The sequence below is a fragment of the Acinetobacter sp. Leaf130 genome (genome assembly GCF_001423205.1).
GTDB lineage: Bacteria > Pseudomonadota > Gammaproteobacteria > Pseudomonadales > Moraxellaceae > Acinetobacter > Acinetobacter calcoaceticus.
The window spans coordinates 1,456,395-1,472,764 of sequence record NZ_LMOE01000001.1 but is presented as its reverse complement, the minus strand read 5'-3'; the positions used below and the strand labels follow the sequence as shown (position 1 = coordinate 1,472,764).

At 35.8% G+C, this 16,370-nt stretch carries 13 protein-coding genes; 2 read left to right on the top strand and 11 right to left on the bottom strand.

From position 1 onward, the window contains the following. Nucleotides 1–26: 26 nt before the first annotated feature. The 7 genes from ASF86_RS06410 to ASF86_RS06380 form a co-directional block, all read right to left on the bottom strand. The gene (locus tag ASF86_RS06410) at nucleotides 27–2,123 is read right to left on the bottom strand and encodes an EAL domain-containing protein (protein WP_056480581.1); all 2,097 of its coding nucleotides are present in this window, start codon (nucleotides 2,121–2,123) and stop codon (nucleotides 27–29) included. 599 nt (nucleotides 2,124–2,722) lie between these two features. Further along, nucleotides 2,723–2,938 (bottom strand): hypothetical protein, encoded by a 216-nt coding sequence (locus tag ASF86_RS06405; protein WP_003652142.1) that lies wholly within the window; start codon nucleotides 2,936–2,938, stop codon nucleotides 2,723–2,725. 197 nt (nucleotides 2,939–3,135) lie between these two features. Further along, nucleotides 3,136–3,600: a MarR family winged helix-turn-helix transcriptional regulator gene (locus tag ASF86_RS06400; RefSeq protein WP_002121027.1), complete on the bottom strand. Its 465-nt coding sequence runs from the start codon at nucleotides 3,598–3,600 to the stop codon at nucleotides 3,136–3,138. 834 nt (nucleotides 3,601–4,434) lie between these two features. Further along, complete coding sequence (locus ASF86_RS06395) at nucleotides 4,435–6,153, bottom strand: fructose-specific PTS transporter subunit EIIC (RefSeq protein WP_056480580.1); 1,719 nt, start codon at nucleotides 6,151–6,153, stop codon at nucleotides 4,435–4,437. Beyond that, entirely contained in the window at nucleotides 6,140–7,087 is a 948-nt protein-coding gene (pfkB, locus tag ASF86_RS06390; protein WP_056480579.1) for a 1-phosphofructokinase, read from the bottom strand. The genes ASF86_RS06395 and pfkB overlap by 14 nt, the downstream gene beginning before the upstream one ends. A 15-nt stretch (nucleotides 7,088–7,102) precedes the next feature. Further along, nucleotides 7,103–9,958 carry a phosphoenolpyruvate--protein phosphotransferase gene (ptsP, locus tag ASF86_RS06385; RefSeq protein WP_056480576.1) on the bottom strand — a complete coding sequence of 952 codons (2,856 nt, stop codon included), beginning with the start codon at nucleotides 9,956–9,958 and terminating at the stop codon, nucleotides 7,103–7,105. Nucleotides 9,959–10,282: 324 nt separating this feature from the next. After that, nucleotides 10,283–11,143, bottom strand: coding sequence for an alpha/beta fold hydrolase (locus ASF86_RS06380; protein ID WP_056480573.1), 861 nt, complete (start codon nucleotides 11,141–11,143; stop codon nucleotides 10,283–10,285). A gap of 141 nt (nucleotides 11,144–11,284) precedes the next feature. Here ASF86_RS06380 and ASF86_RS06375 point away from each other — a divergent pair, with 141 nt between their 5' ends. After that, nucleotides 11,285–11,740: a hypothetical protein gene (locus tag ASF86_RS06375; protein WP_056480570.1), complete on the top strand. Its 456-nt coding sequence runs from the start codon at nucleotides 11,285–11,287 to the stop codon at nucleotides 11,738–11,740. A 38-nt stretch (nucleotides 11,741–11,778) separates the two neighbouring features. On the opposite strand, the gene ASF86_RS06370 is transcribed toward ASF86_RS06375, so the two are convergent. From ASF86_RS06370 to brnQ, 3 genes are all read right to left on the bottom strand, one after another. Continuing rightward, nucleotides 11,779–12,021, bottom strand: a complete 243-nt coding sequence (locus ASF86_RS06370; RefSeq protein WP_004643085.1) for a hypothetical protein — start codon at nucleotides 12,019–12,021, stop codon at nucleotides 11,779–11,781. A gap of 266 nt (nucleotides 12,022–12,287) precedes the next feature. Further along, nucleotides 12,288–12,707 carry a GlcG/HbpS family heme-binding protein gene (locus ASF86_RS06365; RefSeq protein WP_056480568.1) on the bottom strand — a complete coding sequence of 140 codons (420 nt, stop codon included), beginning with the start codon at nucleotides 12,705–12,707 and terminating at the stop codon, nucleotides 12,288–12,290. A gap of 191 nt (nucleotides 12,708–12,898) precedes the next feature. Continuing rightward, a complete protein-coding gene (gene brnQ / locus ASF86_RS06360) occupies nucleotides 12,899–14,200 on the bottom strand; it encodes a branched-chain amino acid transport system II carrier protein (protein WP_056480564.1) in 1,302 nt (433 codons plus the stop codon). A 353-nt stretch (nucleotides 14,201–14,553) separates the two neighbouring features. On the opposite strand from brnQ, the gene map reads away from it, so the two are divergent. Beyond that, on the top strand, nucleotides 14,554–15,348 hold the full coding sequence (map, locus tag ASF86_RS06355) for a type I methionyl aminopeptidase (protein ID WP_056480562.1): 795 nt from the start codon (nucleotides 14,554–14,556) through the stop codon (nucleotides 15,346–15,348). A 43-nt stretch (nucleotides 15,349–15,391) separates the two neighbouring features. Here the strand turns inward: map and ASF86_RS06350 are convergent, their stop codons facing one another. Next, entirely contained in the window at nucleotides 15,392–16,291 is a 900-nt protein-coding gene (locus ASF86_RS06350) for a LysR family transcriptional regulator (RefSeq protein ID WP_017392244.1), read from the bottom strand. Nucleotides 16,292–16,370 lie beyond the last annotated feature (79 nt).

Here is a 16,370-nt window from a genome sequence, read left to right as displayed (position 1 = left end):
AGAGGCGAGAAAGTTTATTAAAGATTTTATCTTAAAGCGTTGTAATGACTTTCTAGGTAGGGTTGATTCTGTTTGAGAATTGAAATGACTTGATTAGCGTCTATAGCGGACTCAAACAAGAATCCTTGACCTATACTATATCCAAATTGTCGAAGTAGTTCTTCTTGTTCTGGAGTTTCAATCCCTTCGGCGATGAGCCCCAGTGATAAATTTGGAGCGAGTAAACCAATTGCTTGGACAATCGCATAAATTGATGGATCATGTTGCATCTTTTGTATAAAACTACAATCTACTTTTAAGCTGTCAATTGGATAATCGCGAATATGGGTGAGCGATGAAAAACCAGTACCAAAGTCGTCTAGTGCAATACTTACGCCATGCTGTTTTAATTTATTAAGTGCTCGGATCACATATTCTGAACCTCGGTCACCTAGCATGTGTTCGGTGACTTCTACTTCAATATAATGTGTCGGTATTTGAAATTGATTGATCTTTTTCAAAAGCTTTTCAGCATAGTTGTCTCTTAAGAACTCAACTGGTGCAGCATTGAGCGAAACAGGAAGAGGTTTAATACCAAGATCTATCCATTTGGCGATGTCTCGTAAAACTTGATGTTGCATAGTTTCACCGATCTTACTCGCTAAATTATAATCTTTAAAAGCCTCTGCAATTTGTGCAGGGTAACCTCTTTGAGCTGAAGTAGTATGCCATCGTAATAGAGCTTCAAAACCTACAACACGATGAGTTCTTAAATCTACTTTGGGTTGGTAGTAGGGCTGGATGGTATGATGGCGAATAAGCTGGCGTGCTAAATTAAGTTGAGATGCGACTGTTTCGGTCATTTGCATCATGCATGGATCGTACATGCGAATACCACCACGACCACGCGCTTTTAAGTCATGCAAGGCCATATCTGCGCAACTTAGTAAACCTGACTGGTCTACGGCATCTTGAGGATAAATTGCACAACCAATACTCATACCACCATTTAGCACATTACCTAAATAGGTAATAGGTTGATTTAACTGCTGAAGCAAAATGGCTGCTAGGTCACGTACATCATTTTCAGATTTGAGGTTATTAATAATAACTGCGAACTCATCTCCACCCAGTCGTGCAACAAAACATCTTTCATCATCAATACAATGACTAAACCGTTTGGATAAAACTTTTAAAAGATGATCGCCTGCACTATGCCCTAAAGTGTCATTAATATGCTTAAAATGATCAAGATCAATTAATAGTAAACCTACGCTTGTTTGGCTATCTTTTGAAGATGCAAGGGTACGTTTAAGTTGAAATTTAAATGAGCGCCGATTACATAATCCAGTTAGGTCATCTCTTTCACTCATATTTCTAAGCTGATTTTCTGTCAGATGCTGTTGAGTAACGTTACGAGATACACAAAGTATTTGTCCGATTTCACCATTTTCCCGATGAATCGGGGTCAGCATATTATCCCAATATTCGGGGTCCTGATCTGGTAAACAGCTCATTCCAGCGAATCTGGCAACTTTGCCTTGAAGGGCTTTTTTTAAAGCGACGCGTCCACGTTTACGAATATGAGGTGGTAAAAGCTCAAGCCATTTCATTCCAAATTCTGTTTCATCAACAGGAACGCCTAAAGCGAGGCATCCTGATTTATTCATATGAGAAACTGTGCCATCAACATTTAATACTTTAATGCAATCAACACTGATGTCTAACATTTGATTTTGTATTTCAATATTCTTTTGTAAGTTTTGTTGTTCTTGAATATCGTGATCAATATCTAAAAAGCTGACATACCATTCACTGGCTAAAGAAGAGCCGCGATATTTGGAGGCTTGAATAGAAAGTTTGCACCATCTATATTGATTGCCACTTTGTAAAAGTCGGCATTTTAGTTCTATTCTTTTTTGCAGGCGAATTGCTTCGAGCCATCTATTTTTGACTTCATCTAAATCGACAGGAGATATAAAATCTAACCATTGCTGAGGTAATGGAGAAAAAGTATCCTGCCAATATTCTATACACTCTACATTGCAATATAATATCAAGCCATTTTCATCACTTACCCATGTTGGTAGTGGAATTTGCTCAACAATAAAATGCTTTTGGGTGTTGTTCGACATTGAAGTCATAACATGCCTAGAAAGATTGTATGGGGTTAATCTATTTATAAGTCATTATTGTAATCTTTCTGTAGTAATCAAAACAGCAATAAATAAATTTAAACTGTCTTTTTTTTGAACTAAAATTGAGGTGTTAAATATATTATATACTTAATATTTAATTTATGTTTTTGTTATTTATTGATTTTTATCTGTGTTAAGTTAAAAAAAGATTTATGCTTATTTTTGTAAAAAACTTATTAAAACAGAAACTTATAATTGTCTTTAGAAACCTATCTTAATAAAACTAATGAAAATAAATTATAAAATGATGAGAAGTAAATTGTGATGATTAAAATTTTAATAACTCAAATTTTAATCATTATATATAATGAGGGGCAGATTTAAAAAAGTCTAAATAAATACAATAACTACCATTAAGTTTACAAAAGTAATATAAAATAAAGGCTTATATTATCGTAAAATTCTTTTTATCAAGAAGGATATATATTTCCTTTTTGTGCATTTTATAGCCTACATTTTCCCCAAGATGTAGGTTTTTTTTATTCCTAATTTTTGATTTTATAATTTCAAACTATTAAAAATAAAAAAAAAGCCAAATGGCTTTTTTATACAGTTTCAGGTTTTTTCAACTCTTGTTGAATGTAAAGATTCATATAGTATTGTTCAATATAATCATCTGCATAGTTGTTTGCTAAGGTTTTGGTTGCCACTTGTTCATGTTTTAAATAGCAGTTTGATTCGAGGTCTTTTTCAAGTACCCACCATTGACGGTTAATACGGCGCACTTGGAACTTGTCACTTTTGTATTTTCTTTTAGCCATTTTCAAAAATTTGCTATTCAGTTATTGAAAGAGAATTTCTACTGGAGTTAAGAGCTCAAGTCAACAGATGTGAAGTTAATTGATTATTTTATGTTGGGTGTTGTTTCTATCAATGCTTAGACGGGGCATTAAAATGGAAAAAGCTCTCCTGACAGAGAGCTTAGTTTTTACTGACGAGTAAAAGATTTATTCCATTTTTAACGGGAAAGATTTTTTAAAAGTAATTTCAAACTTTCCATCATTTTTTCTAATTGCAATGGGGTGATACCTTCGAATGATTGCTCGAGTACTACGCTGGTTAGATCATTAATCTTATTGATCATTTCAGTACCTTTTTCTGTAAGTACCACGCGGGTGATTCGACCATCGGTCTGACAAGAATAAGTTTCAACTAAACCTTCATCTTTTAAACGATAGACAATTTTAGTCGTCGTCGACATTTTTGAAATAATCATGTCTGAAAGTTCAGAAACACTCGCATGAGGCTTACTGCTTAAAGCCAACATAATGCGTCTACGTGAGTTATCTAAACCATATTTTTTTAAAGCATTATCAATATTTTGTACATACTGAGCATGTACTTGAGTAATCCAATAATATGGAAAATCTTCAAGAGTAAAAGATTCTGTTGTAGGTAAAAAACGCGCATACTTCTTTGTCATTGACTTTTCCCCATACCTTGGTGGATCGCATTTCTGGTGAACTATCTTTAATAGTTGAAAAATATAGTTTCATCAAGCAAGTTATATCAGGACTTTACTTGCTGAGCAAAATTTATATAGCTAAATTTAACAATGACATGGTTTAGTTACCTTTGTTTTGATAAACATCCCTATACTTTGCACAAACTACAAATACTTTTCTTCTATAGTCAAAGTTTGTTGAAAATTAATGTGACTTGATAAGTCATAGTCATTAATTCCTTAAAATCTTTGAACAGATATACAAGATTGCATCTAGGCTTACTTGATCGTTAATTAAACGATATTGGCTTGCAAACGCATCGTAGAAAAAAAATTATGATTTGACCGTGGCATTGAACGAGATAGTTTTTGTCTCTAAAGTCATAACTATGAAAAATCAAGATATTTAAATAAAAAATATTTATAAATATCAGTGGCTTAATTTATTTTATTGTTAGTGAAATTTACCATACATTTAACATGAATCATCTATTATTTAGCAAAATAAAATGGGTTTGTTTAACAACTTATTGATTATTTTATATAAAATTAAAAAACTAGTTGAATGATTAGCGTTATAAATTTAGTTTTTTTGTCTATAAATTATATTTTTAACAATTTTTACTCAGGCAGTATGTCGCTCATCTACTAAATCCCCAAAAAAGAACCAACTTTAACTGTTATGTTAGCAGAAGAAGTACCTGCACAGATTATGGCAAGAGCTACTCAGATTAAGTGATATAAGCACTACTAAAACAGATTGTTGAATAGTATTTAATTTAAAAAAGGAGAATTAATATTCTCCCTTTTTTATTATGCAGTGGTTGCAGTCTTTTCTTCTATCTTTTTCTTAACGATTGCATAGCTTATTCCTGTAACAATACTACCAGCAGCAATTGCAGCAAGGTAGAGCCAAGCATGATTAATTGCATTTGGAATTAAAAGAACAAATACACCGCCGTGAGGAGTAACTAACTCGCAGTGGAATAGTGCAACAAGTGCGCCAGTTACTGCACCACCTAAAATACAAGTCGGAATAACGCGCATTGGGTCTTTTGCTGCAAAAGGAATTGCACCTTCTGAAATAAAACATAAACCTAGTACAAAAGCGGCTTTTCCGGCATCTTTCTCTCCTGTACTAAATTTATTTTTAGCCACGAAAGTCGCAATAGCCATACCAATAGCAGGGACCATACCGCCCGCCATTGTTGCTGCCATAGGCATATAGGTATTTGTTGTCAATAATCCGACAGTAAAAGCGTAGGCTGCCTTATTGATTGGGCCACCTAAATCGATACACATCATGCTTGCTAATATAATTCCCATTAACACAGCATTTGTTGTACCCATATTATTTAGGAAGTCTTTCATGAGCTCGAAAATATGTGCTACAGGCTGTCCAACCACATAGAACATAATAAGGCCAACAAATAATGTACCTAATAAAGGAATAATTAAAATTGGTTTAAGTGCTTCTAGACTAGTAGGAAGTTTGAGTTTTTTTGCAATAAAAAGTGCGATATAGCCCGCAAGGAAACCTGAAACGATGCCGCCTAGAAAGCCTGCTTGTAATTGAGAGGCGAGTAAGCCGCCGATTAAGCCAGGTGCGAGGCCAGGGCGATCAGCAATGGAGTAGGCAATATAACCCGATAGCATAGGGACCATGAGCATAAATGCAGCGGCCCCAATTTGTTTTAATATGGCTGGTAAACTGCCTGCTTGCTCAGCAGCATTTAAGCCAAAGCATAAGGACAGGGCAATTAGAAGACCACCAGCCACCACCATAGGTAACATATAAGACACACCTGTTAAGAGATGTTTATATACACCAACTTTTTCGGTTTTATCCTTGTTCTCTGCTGATGTTTGTTGCTTACCTTGATCTAAAACTTGTGCATTACTAATAGCTTCAGCAAAGGCTTTATCTGTTTGCTTTAATGCAAAACCAGTACCGCATCGGTAAACACGCTTGCCCACAAAACGGTCTGTGTTAACTTCAATATCAGTAGCAAGAATCACGATGTCCGCTTCAGCAATAGCTTGAGCTGATAAAATATTTTTTGCACCAACGGAACCTTGTGTTTCTACTTCAATATCATAACCAAGTTTTTCTGCACCTTGTTGTAATGCTTCAGCAGCCATAAAGGTATGGGCAACACCTGTAGGGCACGCAGTGATTGCAACAAATTTAGTCGCTTTATTTGGCGATGGCGTATTATCACTCTGCCAATCTTGAGCTGGCTTTAAATGATCTAAGCCAGCTTGGAAAGCTGAATGAGCATCATTTTTGATTTCTTCAATGCTAATTAAAGATAAAGGGTGTGTACCAAAAATATTAAGATTTTTCGGACGTTGTCCAATAACAATCACTTGATCAAAGTTTTGATTTTCTTCGAACTCATCGAGCGAAATTATGTTATTTTCGTAACCCTTTTGGGATGCTACCTGTGCAAGCTTTCGAGCTAAAATCAAAGCATTGACTTGCTGTTGCGGACTATTAATGACAAATAATAAATGTTTAGCAGTTGGCATCAGATTCGCTCAATGAATTGATTGTAGTTTGGGCTTTTAATTGGTTTAGCATTTCAGCATTTGGAATATGAAAGCCAATTTGTGTTACAGCGTGGCTCGCAATTGCTGTAGCCGTTTTCAATGTTTCTTCGGCAGAGAAGTTATTTATTAGGCCGTGAATCATGCCAGCTAAAAGAGAGTCGCCCGCACCAACGGTACTTTTAACGATCACTTTAGGGGCTTGGGCATGTAGTGGATGTGTTTCATGTAGCCAGTTTACACCGTCTTCACCCATCGAAATAACGACATGCTCAATTTTAGCTAAGTTTTTAAAAAGCTTTTTTTGCTGGACATAGGTTGTTGCAGGAAGCTGATAGCTTTCTACTAACTCATCGGTGTTTGGTTTAATCATCCATGGTTGGCATTCAATTGCAGCGACTAACGCTTTACCACTTGTATCAAGGGCAACTTTTTTACCATGTTTTTGAATGAGCTTAATAAGCTTTTGAAACTCATCAATACTAAAACCTTGTGGAAGACTACCAGCAATAGCAACGACTTCTACTTGCGGCAAAATCATTTCGATTTTTTGGAATAGATTCTTTTTATCTAGTTCAGATACTAAAAATCCTTTTCCATTTAAATCGGTCATACGACCGGAATGTTCAGCAATTTTTATATTCTGGCGCGTTTCACCCTCAATATAAATAAATTCAGATTGAAATTGAACTTGCTCAAAATGTGTATCAAAAATCTGTCGATTACTAGTTCCTAGAAAACCGGAAACAATAACATCATGTCCTAAATCTTTTAAAACTTGTGCAACATTAAGCCCTTTTCCAGCAGCATGAATCTCTACAGATTCTTGGCGATTTACTTCACCTATCTGCAACTCATTGAGTTGTATCGTGACATCAATTGCAGGATTTAAAGTAATTGTTAAAATTTTAGCCATTACCATTCCTAATCTTTACAGTTCTTGTTCGGATAACTGACGTACAGCAGGGGCGCTATCACATTCAAGTGCACGCTGTGCAAGTATTTGAGCTTGGCTGTAGTTTAGTGTACGAATCTGTGCTTTTACCAAGGCAATACTATTCGGTGACATACTGAGTTCATCTACACCTAATCCCATAAGAATAGGTACAGCTTTTGGATCAGCTGCTAGTTCACCGCATATTCCTACCCATTTGCCATGTTTGTGTGCAGCTTTTACTGTTTGATCAATCAATTGCAAAATACTTGGATGAAGACCATCTGCTTCAGCAGAGAGGATAGGATGACCACGGTCAATGGCTAAGGTATATTGAGTTAAGTCATTTGTTCCAATACTGAAAAAGTCTACTTCTTGCGCAAGGATAGGTGCAAGTAATGCAGCAGAAGGAACTTCTATCATAATACCAACTTGTAAGTTCGCACATGTATATGCAGCTTTTACTTCATCAAGAATTGCTTTAGCTGCACGCCATTCCTCTACACGGCCAATCATTGGGAACATGATTCGTAAAGGACGATCATCTGCGGCTTTAAGCAAAGCAGTAAGCTGTTGACGCAATAGCTCTGGCCGTCTTAAGGTTAAGCGAATGCCTCTTAGTCCTAAAAACGGGTTTTCTTCTTCTGCAATCGGTAGGTAAGGCAGAGGTTTATCACCTCCTACATCTAAAGTGCGTACTACGAGAGGACGACCAGCAAGTGCATCTAAGACAACCCGATAATCTGCTTCTTGGGCTGCCTCATTTGGGGCGCTGCTATGAGCCATAAAAACAAGCTCTGTTCTAAGTAGGCCAATTGCTTCCGCGCCACATTCTACTGCGTGGGCTGTAGCTTGAACTTTTCCTAAATTGGCTGCAATTTCGATTTGGTGTTGATCTAGAGTAATCGCAGGTTCTTGGCAGTGGCGTTCAGCCTCTTCACGAATTTTTTGTTGAAACTCACGTTCCTGTTTTGCGTGTTCGATTTGTTGAGTAGTTGGATCTAAAACAAAAGCTCCCGTGTCTCCATTAATTAGAAGAGAGCTTTTCTGCTCAATATCTAATACTTGATCACCAGCACCAACAATGGCAGGAATACCTAAAGCACGCGCAACAATAGCACTATGGGCACTAGCACCGCCAACAGCTGTTAAAATACCAGCAACACGATCTTTATTGAGGCGAGCCACATCACTTGGTCCCACATCATACATAATTAGGATATAAGGCTCTTTAGGTTCTTCGATGATAACTTCACCACAGAGTTGAGCTAAAACCCGATCACCAATATCACGTAAGTCTGTAGCACGCTCAGCCAGTAAACGGTCTGGTAAAGCCGCTTGCTCTTTAGCTGCTGCTTCAATATGTTCATGCCAAGCAGCAGGGGCAGAAAGGTTTAAGTTAATCTTTTGATAAACACCATTAATGAGATCGGGGTCATCAAGCATTTCCAAATGTGCTTGGAATATTTGCTTAATTTCAGAAGCTTCAGATTTCGCAATAACTTGGTGAATATTGTTTTTAACTGCATGAAGAGCAATATCAAGTTTCTCTTTCTCAGCTTTAACACTTAAACCCATACGTTCATATTGATAAACTTTAGGTTTAATGACATGCACTGGGCCAAAAGCTAAACCACTAGAAGCCGGAATACCTGTATTTGTACTCAATGTTTTCGGTAATGATGTTACAGTTTGAGGTGTTTGGTCTTCTTTGCTATCTGAAGAGAGTAGCGGTTCAATTTCTTCGCCTAAGCCTTGTTGTACTGCCAAAATCACTTTATCTAAGGCTTCTACTGCATCTGTTCCTGGTTCAGCAATGAAACGTAAAGTTTGGCCGCGTTTACATCCTAAAGCCAATAAGCGAGTCAAACTCTTAGCTGAAACAAAACTACCTTCATCTACTGCGACTTGAATATCGCCTTGAAAAGTTTTTGTTAAGTTCACTAAATGAGTTGCGGGTCTGGCATGTAATCCATGTGCATTGGCCAATACAACTGAACGGTTTGGCCAATCGGGAATCACTTCCGCACCAATAATTTTAGCAATTTCATTTGGTGCTTGGGTTTGATCTAATTGTGCAACTTGTTCTGGATTAAATAAAATATCAATCAGCCGATTAAATCTTTGGCTATCTAACTGATCATTTGCAGCAACACAGACTAAAGTATTTAGTTTCTGCCCGTTTACATCTAAAGGATGACGTGGTTTTACAATGCTAATAGCTGGTTGTTGAACAAACTGATTACTAGAAACAGACCAGATCTGGTCTTGCAACTGAATGACTTGCTCTGGAGCTAAAGAACTTAAAAACCCACATTTTACGAAATTCTGTTTTTTTAGTACTTGAGTTGCTGTCCAAAACAAATCTTCAATATCTTGAGCTTCAATTTCAGTTTGAATTAAATTTTCATGCAGTGTTAAAGATAATGGTTGAGCTTGTAATAGTTCAATAATTTGTTCAGGTTGTGATGCATTTTTTACTTGTTCACTTACATCGTGCATTAACGCTCTAGTTAATATTTGTAATACTTGTAAATGTTCATCAGATTTTGCTGCAATAACAACAGCCAAATAAATCGTATTTTCCCCATCCCATATTATTCCTTCTGGAAAATGGGCTAAACGAATACCAGTTTTTAAAATAAATTCTCGTGATTGAGGAGTCCCATGGGGGATTGCAATTCCCTGACCTAAATAGGTCGCACTTTGCTGTTCACGGTTGATAAGTCCTGTTATATAGTCAGGAGTAACCAACCCATCTTTCACTAATATATCTACTAGACACTGTAATGCATGTTGTTTATCAACAGCATGTTGATTCATATGAATATGTTGAGGCTCTAGTGCTAGCATAATTATCCTTGAACAATTTCTTTGGCTTTAGCTAAAACAGAAAAAAAGAAGCTGTTTGTATTAAAATAGGTTAGTTTAACCGTTTTTAAACAACAGCTTCAGATAAATTACCATAGCAGAACTTTAAAGCTATATCGACGTATTTACGTAAAAAATGCTCGTTTTTAATACAAAGAAGTGAATGTTGAATATATTTTACTTATCTAGTGATAACTATAAATTTAATAAGATTATTTTATAAAAGAGAAGGGCGTTTTAATAATAAAAAAAACCTCTAAACCGGATTACTGGTATAGAGGCAAAAAGTAAATGATGAATTGAAAATTAGTATTGAATTTCTTGCTCTAAAAGAGGCCAGATCTTTTGATGTGATTTTTTAAACATTAGCATGTGTCCGATTGATTTATATCCGAGTTTTAGAGGATTGAGCTCTAGCATTTTAGTAGATGCATTAGGATATAAATTTAATAATTCTTCAACGTTATGTTGAGTGGCAATTTCATCGTCACTTGCCCAAATCGAAGTAATCGGGCAAATAATTTCAGTATGAAAATCCTGAAAGACAGTTTTACCTATGGCATTTTTTACATAGCCTGGGTTGCTACAAAACTCTCTCCATTGTTGAGCAACTTTTTTAGGCAAGTTTTCACCCATCCCAATAAATTGAGTAGCGCCATAACCTTTTAAAGTACTAGAAATTGGAAAGATAACCTTAAACATGACAGGTGCCAGAAACTTGGTTTTACCTTTAAGACCTTTTACGTTGCCAGTAGAACCTGCTATCGCAACAACTTTTGCTACTTTGCGAAAATTAGGCACAATTCCTAACAGTTGCCCACCAGCACTATGGCCAAGAAGAGTAACTTGTTCTGCTTGTGTTTTTTCTAATAAAGCATCAATTGCACAAGGAATATCAAGCGTTCCCCAATCATTAATACTTGCTTCACTTTGCTTTAAAGGTCCATGCAATGAGTCTCCAATTCCACGGAAATCAAAACTTAATACTTCATAACCTTGTTGGCTTAACCATGTAGCAAAAGCATGATAAAAATTTTTGGTAATACCAGTGGCTGGGCAAATCAAAACAGGATTGGCCGACTTTTTTGATTGAGCTGGATAAAATTGTGCAGCAAGTTGATAGCCATCTTTGCAGGTCATCCAAAATGATTCAAAAGTGTTATCCATAATATTAAGTAATGATTAGCTTGTTGATGACTTTAATTTACATGAGTTCCAAAATGATACTTGATTAAAATGTGACTATAAAGTCAGGATTTATGCTATACAGCTCATTAAATTTTAATAAAACGAATAATTGGGAAAAAGATGGATTTACCAAAAGCTGTACAGTTAGCGATTGTTTTTAGTGGCATATTTTTATGGATAGGAATGTTAACAGGGGTATGGAAATATTGGCAAATACGCCGCTCGGAATTGAGTCATGCACATTATTATGTGGATATTGCTCATCGAAGTAGCTTACTTTACGCAGCTGCTAGCTTAATTCTTGCTGTGCTAAGTTATTTTACTGTTTTAAGCGAAAATATTACTTTGTGGTGTGTGTTAGCAAATCTCTTATTTTTTGGGTTTTCAATTTTAGTTTATATTGTACATGGGTACTTACAGGACACGACAAATCAATTTAAACAACCCCATCGGTTAGGTCGTTTTAACCTACCCTCATGGTTAATGTCTTTAATGATGGTCGCATTGATTATTGCTGAATTATTAGCTACAGCTATTTTAGTGATGGGAACAATTTTTTTATTTTTAGGTATATAAAAATGGATGATCGCTCATCCATTTTTTTAATCTTACAATTATTGCTGACTAAGACGTCGTTTAGCTAATTTTCGCATCTTATGATCGACAAAGGCCCACAGACAAAATATGAAAGAAACAACCATCGCATACATAAAGTATTCGGGTTTTAAATTTCCTTTGATCATACCTTGAAACAGTAAAGTCAGCATAAGAGCAAGCGGCGTTACTCCATACACAACTGAATCTTTGCTGTTCAGAGTGTTAATGAAGACTTGTTTGTTGAAATGTAATGATAACATCTCCATCCCTCCTTGTGGTGGTACTAAAACCTAATGTTTTAGTCAAGAATTTGTTTTAAGTTTAATGTTGTACTTCTATTTTTCATACAATTCAATAGCGAATAGCAATTTTTTTGAGCAGTTTTATAAAAAACTCTATATTTATAAAAGCTTAAGGTATTAAAAAAGTAAATATTAGATATTTTTGTATGAAATACTTATTCTTTTAGGAAAGAGAGATTATTTAAGTGAAAAGTATAATAATTTCTCTTTCCTATCATTTTATTTTAGCCATTTTGCTTTTTAAAAAATGTGTCAATTGCGTGTTGAGCAATTTCTGCATCTTCAAAAGATTGAACACCTGATACACCAATAGCACCTAAAATTTCACCTTCATAAATAATCGGTTTTCCACCTTCTAGCATCCCTTGAGCGCTGGGCATACTTAAAAAACCAAGACGTCCACTTTGCAGAAGTTCTTCGTAAAACTTTGAGGGTCTACCTGATATTGAAGAGCATTTTGCTTTTTCTAAGCATAGATGTGAACTTAAAGGAGAGGCGCCATCTAAACGTTTCATGAGTAATAGAGAGCTTGTTTCATCAACAATCGCAATGCTGACTTTAAAGTTATGTTCAATTGCATATTTTTGAGCTTCTTCCATTAAAAACTCTGCATCTGCTAATGTTAAGTAATATTTAGTTTTCATTGTTGCTCTTCTTTCCTGAGTAAGCTAAAAATTATTTTAGTGTAATTTTACAGTAAAAATTAATTATATCTATTGTTGATTTGTCATTAAAAGCTAGGGTGGAAATAAAATGCTGGTTGGGTAAACACAGCATTCTATTCAATATATAAAATCATGTTTGGATAAAACTCGATTTCAAAAAAGCCGCTAGATTAAATGTTTTTGAATTTAACTTTGTCGATAATTACGGTAATTACAAGAACAACTAAAGATGGGATCAACCAAGCTAGGTTCTGTTCATTTAATGGTAAATGTTGAAGAAATTCAGGTAAATAATTACTGAAACCTGCCACTTTAAGACCATCAATAATACCGAAAATTAAAGCAACACTCGTTACTGAACCGACAATAAAAGAAGGTTTGTGCCAAAATTTCCAAAAGAAGCTCAGCATAATCACCACAATTGCAGGTGGATAGATTGCACTTAAGACAGGTACTGATATAGCAATTAGTTTAGTTAAGCCTAGGTTCGAAATAATGAAAGAGAAACCAACTAAAATAAATACTAAAAGCTTATATGGTAATTTCGTTAACTGAGCAAAGTACTCACCACACGCACAAGTTAAGCCAATTGCTGTAACCATACATGCTAAAAAGATTAGTCCAGTTAAGAATAATGAACCCATATTTCCAAAAGCATGCTGTACATATGCATGTAAAATTACTGCACCATTTGCTGCATTTGGTGCTACTTCATGACTACCTAAACCTAATTTAAATAAGCTTAAATAAACTAAAGTAAGACCAACACCTGAAATGAGACTGGCAATAATTGCATATTTGGTGACTAACTTTTTATCAGTTACACCGCGAGAGTAAATCGCTTGAATAATAACGATACCAAATACAAGTGCACCTAAGGTATCCATTGTGAGATAACCGTTTACGAAACCCTCTGAAACTGGAGATGTGACGTAATGGTTAATCGGAGCAGGTACGTAACCCGCAGGAATCATTACTGCTGCAATGCCTAAAATTGCTAAAGCAATAATTTTTAGCGGGGCAAGTACATGTCCTACTGTATCCAAAAGCTTGTTTGGATAGAGTGAAACTACAGTTACAAATGAAAAATAGATTGCACTATAGATTAGAAGACTGCTACTTGAGGTTCCAAAATAAGAGGAAAAACCAATTTCATAAGAAACAGTAGCTGTACGTGGGGTAGCAAATAGAGGTCCGACTGATAAATAACAAACAACAGTTAAAATCAGGCTTGCTACTCGACCTAAGGGAGAACTAATAATTTCAATGGATCCCTGCATGCGAGAGAGTGCCATAATGGTAATTACAGGTAAGCCGACAGCCGTAATCAAAAAGCCTAGAGCAGCTAACCAGACATGTTCACCAGCTTGTTGAGCGACGATGGGAGGAAAGATAATATTGCCAGCACCAATAAAAAGGGCAAAGGTCATAAAACCTAAGGCAATAATATCTCCAGTGCGAAGATGTTGCATAAATTAAAAGTGAATAAAAAAGAAGGAATTTTAGAGCAAAAGTAATCATGTTCAAGCGCTAATTTATGTGAAAAAGCTTTTTTTCGGGTGGTTAAAACGATATATGGTGTTATACGCGATTGTTTGGTTAAAGTATGTGCTTGAAAAGGCATTAAAAGGGCAAAAGAACTTCTTTTTAAGTTCTGACTTTTTATAAAAAATATGTAAGAATAAAAAGATAAATTTTTACTGTGAATGCTGGATATTTGAGCATTTTAGGCTTTTGGTCTGACTTATATTCATCCTAAAATATTTTGAATTACCTTAGGTTTTGTAGGGACGGGCATGTTTCTTGTCTGCGAGGATAGAATTGAATGAGAGCTTCTACTGTTACCATTAAAACTGAACAAGATCTGGAAAAATTAAGAATTTCTGGATGCTTGGCTGCGCAAGTTTTAGAAATGATAGAGGCCTATATTAAACCAGGCGTATCTACTGAATATTTAGATAACCTCTGTAATGACTATATTGTAAATAATTTAAAAGTTATTCCTGCTAATGTGGGATATCACGGTTTTACAAAAACGATATGTACTTCAGTCAATGAAGTTGTTTGCCATGGAATACCATCGCCGAATAAAATCTTAAAAGATGGCGATATTATTAATATTGATGTCGCAATAATTAAAGATGGTTATTTTGGTGATACGAGCCGCATGTATTTTGTGGGTAATGTAAACCCACAAGCAAAAAAACTTGTTGATACAACATATGAAGCGATGGTTGCTGGTATTCATACAGTTAAGCCAGGAGCTACATTGGGTGATATTGGTTATGCTATTCAATCGGTTGCTCACCGAGAAGGCTATAGTATTGTTCGAGAGTACTGTGGACATGGGATTGGTAAGGTCTATCATGAACAACCCAATGTTTTGCACTATGGGCAGCGTGGGCAAGGTTTGGTTTTAAAGAAAGGAATGGTCTTTACCATTGAGCCTATGGTGAATGCAGGTAGGCCGCAAGTGAAAGAGTTAAATGATGGATGGACAGTCATTACTCAAGATCTTTCGTTATCTGCTCAATGGGAACATATGGTTGCAGTAACAGATGCTGGCTTTGAACTATTAACACCATGGCCCGAAGGCGTGGGAAATTATCCTGCAATTTAAAAAAATATAAAAAAAGTTCGATAATTTATCGAACTTTTTTATTTTAACGCTCAGAAAGATGTTCGACTAAATAGTCAATGAATACTCGAACAGCAGGTAGTAATCCTCGGCGTGATGGATATACAGCATGTAATATTCCATGCGGCGCTTTCCAATCTGGCAATATCTGTAGAAGTTGCCCAGACTTCAGGAAATCTTCTGCTGCACTCTCTGGCAATAATGCGATACCACAGTTCTGACTAGCCAATTGAGCCAACATGTGTATGTTTGTGCCCATTACAATCGGGCTGACTTTGACTTTCTTTTGTTGATTGTCAGGTCCATGCAACATGAATTGTTGATCAAGATGTTCTTCAGATAAACTTAAAATGCGGTGTTCACTGAGCTGCTCTGGGTTTTTTATATCCCCGAACTCATTTAAATATGCCTGACTCGCGAATAAACTTTGTTCTATAAGGGCAAACTGTCTAAGAACTAAACTCGGATCGTCATCTAGTTTTGAGCGAACACGTAAAGCGATATCAATCCCTTCATTAATGACATCCACTCGACGGTTACTGACCATAAGTTGCAAACGAATTTCTGGATATTTTTTTAAGAAAGCAGGTAGGATTTTAGGAAGTTGATTTTGAGCAATATCAACAGGCACACTAACCTTCACCACACCTCTAGGTTGAATACTTAAATGATCAACCAAATCATGAGCAGCTTGTGCAGCATTCATCATGACTTGAGCATGTCTATAAATATCCATTCCAATATCTGTAACGGCAAAATGTCGAGAGCTACGTTGGATTAAGCGAACACCTAAGTTTTCTTCTAAGCTGTACACACGACGACTTAATTTTGATTTTGGTATATCCGTTACACGCTCAGCAGCACTAAAGCCACCATGCTCAACAACGAGAGCAAAACAATAAAAATCATCAAGATCAGTGAGCATTAAAATATCCTATTTCTGCAACAACCATGATTTTACATCATTATTTTTGCAACGATAATTCTTATACTAAATTTTTTGT

What these genes read in the sequence shown, in the direction of transcription:
- map (WP_056480562.1), top strand. Translation starts at nt 14,554, where the DNA reads ATGAGAGCTTCTACTGTTACCATTAAAACTGAACAAGATCTGGAAAAA.
- ASF86_RS06400 (WP_002121027.1), bottom strand. Translation starts at nt 3,600, where the DNA reads ATGACAAAGAAGTATGCGCGTTTTTTACCTACAACAGAATCTTTTACT.
- ASF86_RS06365 (WP_056480568.1), bottom strand. Translation starts at nt 12,707, where the DNA reads ATGAAAACTAAATATTACTTAACATTAGCAGATGCAGAGTTTTTAATG.
- ASF86_RS06405 (WP_003652142.1), bottom strand. Translation starts at nt 2,938, where the DNA reads ATGGCTAAAAGAAAATACAAAAGTGACAAGTTCCAAGTGCGCCGTATT.
- ASF86_RS06375 (WP_056480570.1), top strand. Translation starts at nt 11,285, where the DNA reads ATGGATTTACCAAAAGCTGTACAGTTAGCGATTGTTTTTAGTGGCATA.
- brnQ (WP_056480564.1), bottom strand. Translation starts at nt 14,200, where the DNA reads ATGCAACATCTTCGCACTGGAGATATTATTGCCTTAGGTTTTATGACC.
- pfkB (WP_056480579.1), bottom strand. Translation starts at nt 7,087, where the DNA reads ATGGCTAAAATTTTAACAATTACTTTAAATCCTGCAATTGATGTCACG.
- ASF86_RS06350 (WP_017392244.1), bottom strand. Translation starts at nt 16,291, where the DNA reads ATGCTCACTGATCTTGATGATTTTTATTGTTTTGCTCTCGTTGTTGAG.
- ASF86_RS06395 (WP_056480580.1), bottom strand. Translation starts at nt 6,153, where the DNA reads ATGCCAACTGCTAAACATTTATTATTTGTCATTAATAGTCCGCAACAG.
- ASF86_RS06410 (WP_056480581.1), bottom strand. Translation starts at nt 2,123, where the DNA reads ATGACTTCAATGTCGAACAACACCCAAAAGCATTTTATTGTTGAGCAA.
- ptsP (WP_056480576.1), bottom strand. Translation starts at nt 9,958, where the DNA reads ATGCTAGCACTAGAGCCTCAACATATTCATATGAATCAACATGCTGTT.
- ASF86_RS06370 (WP_004643085.1), bottom strand. Translation starts at nt 12,021, where the DNA reads ATGTTATCATTACATTTCAACAAACAAGTCTTCATTAACACTCTGAAC.
- ASF86_RS06380 (WP_056480573.1), bottom strand. Translation starts at nt 11,143, where the DNA reads ATGGATAACACTTTTGAATCATTTTGGATGACCTGCAAAGATGGCTAT.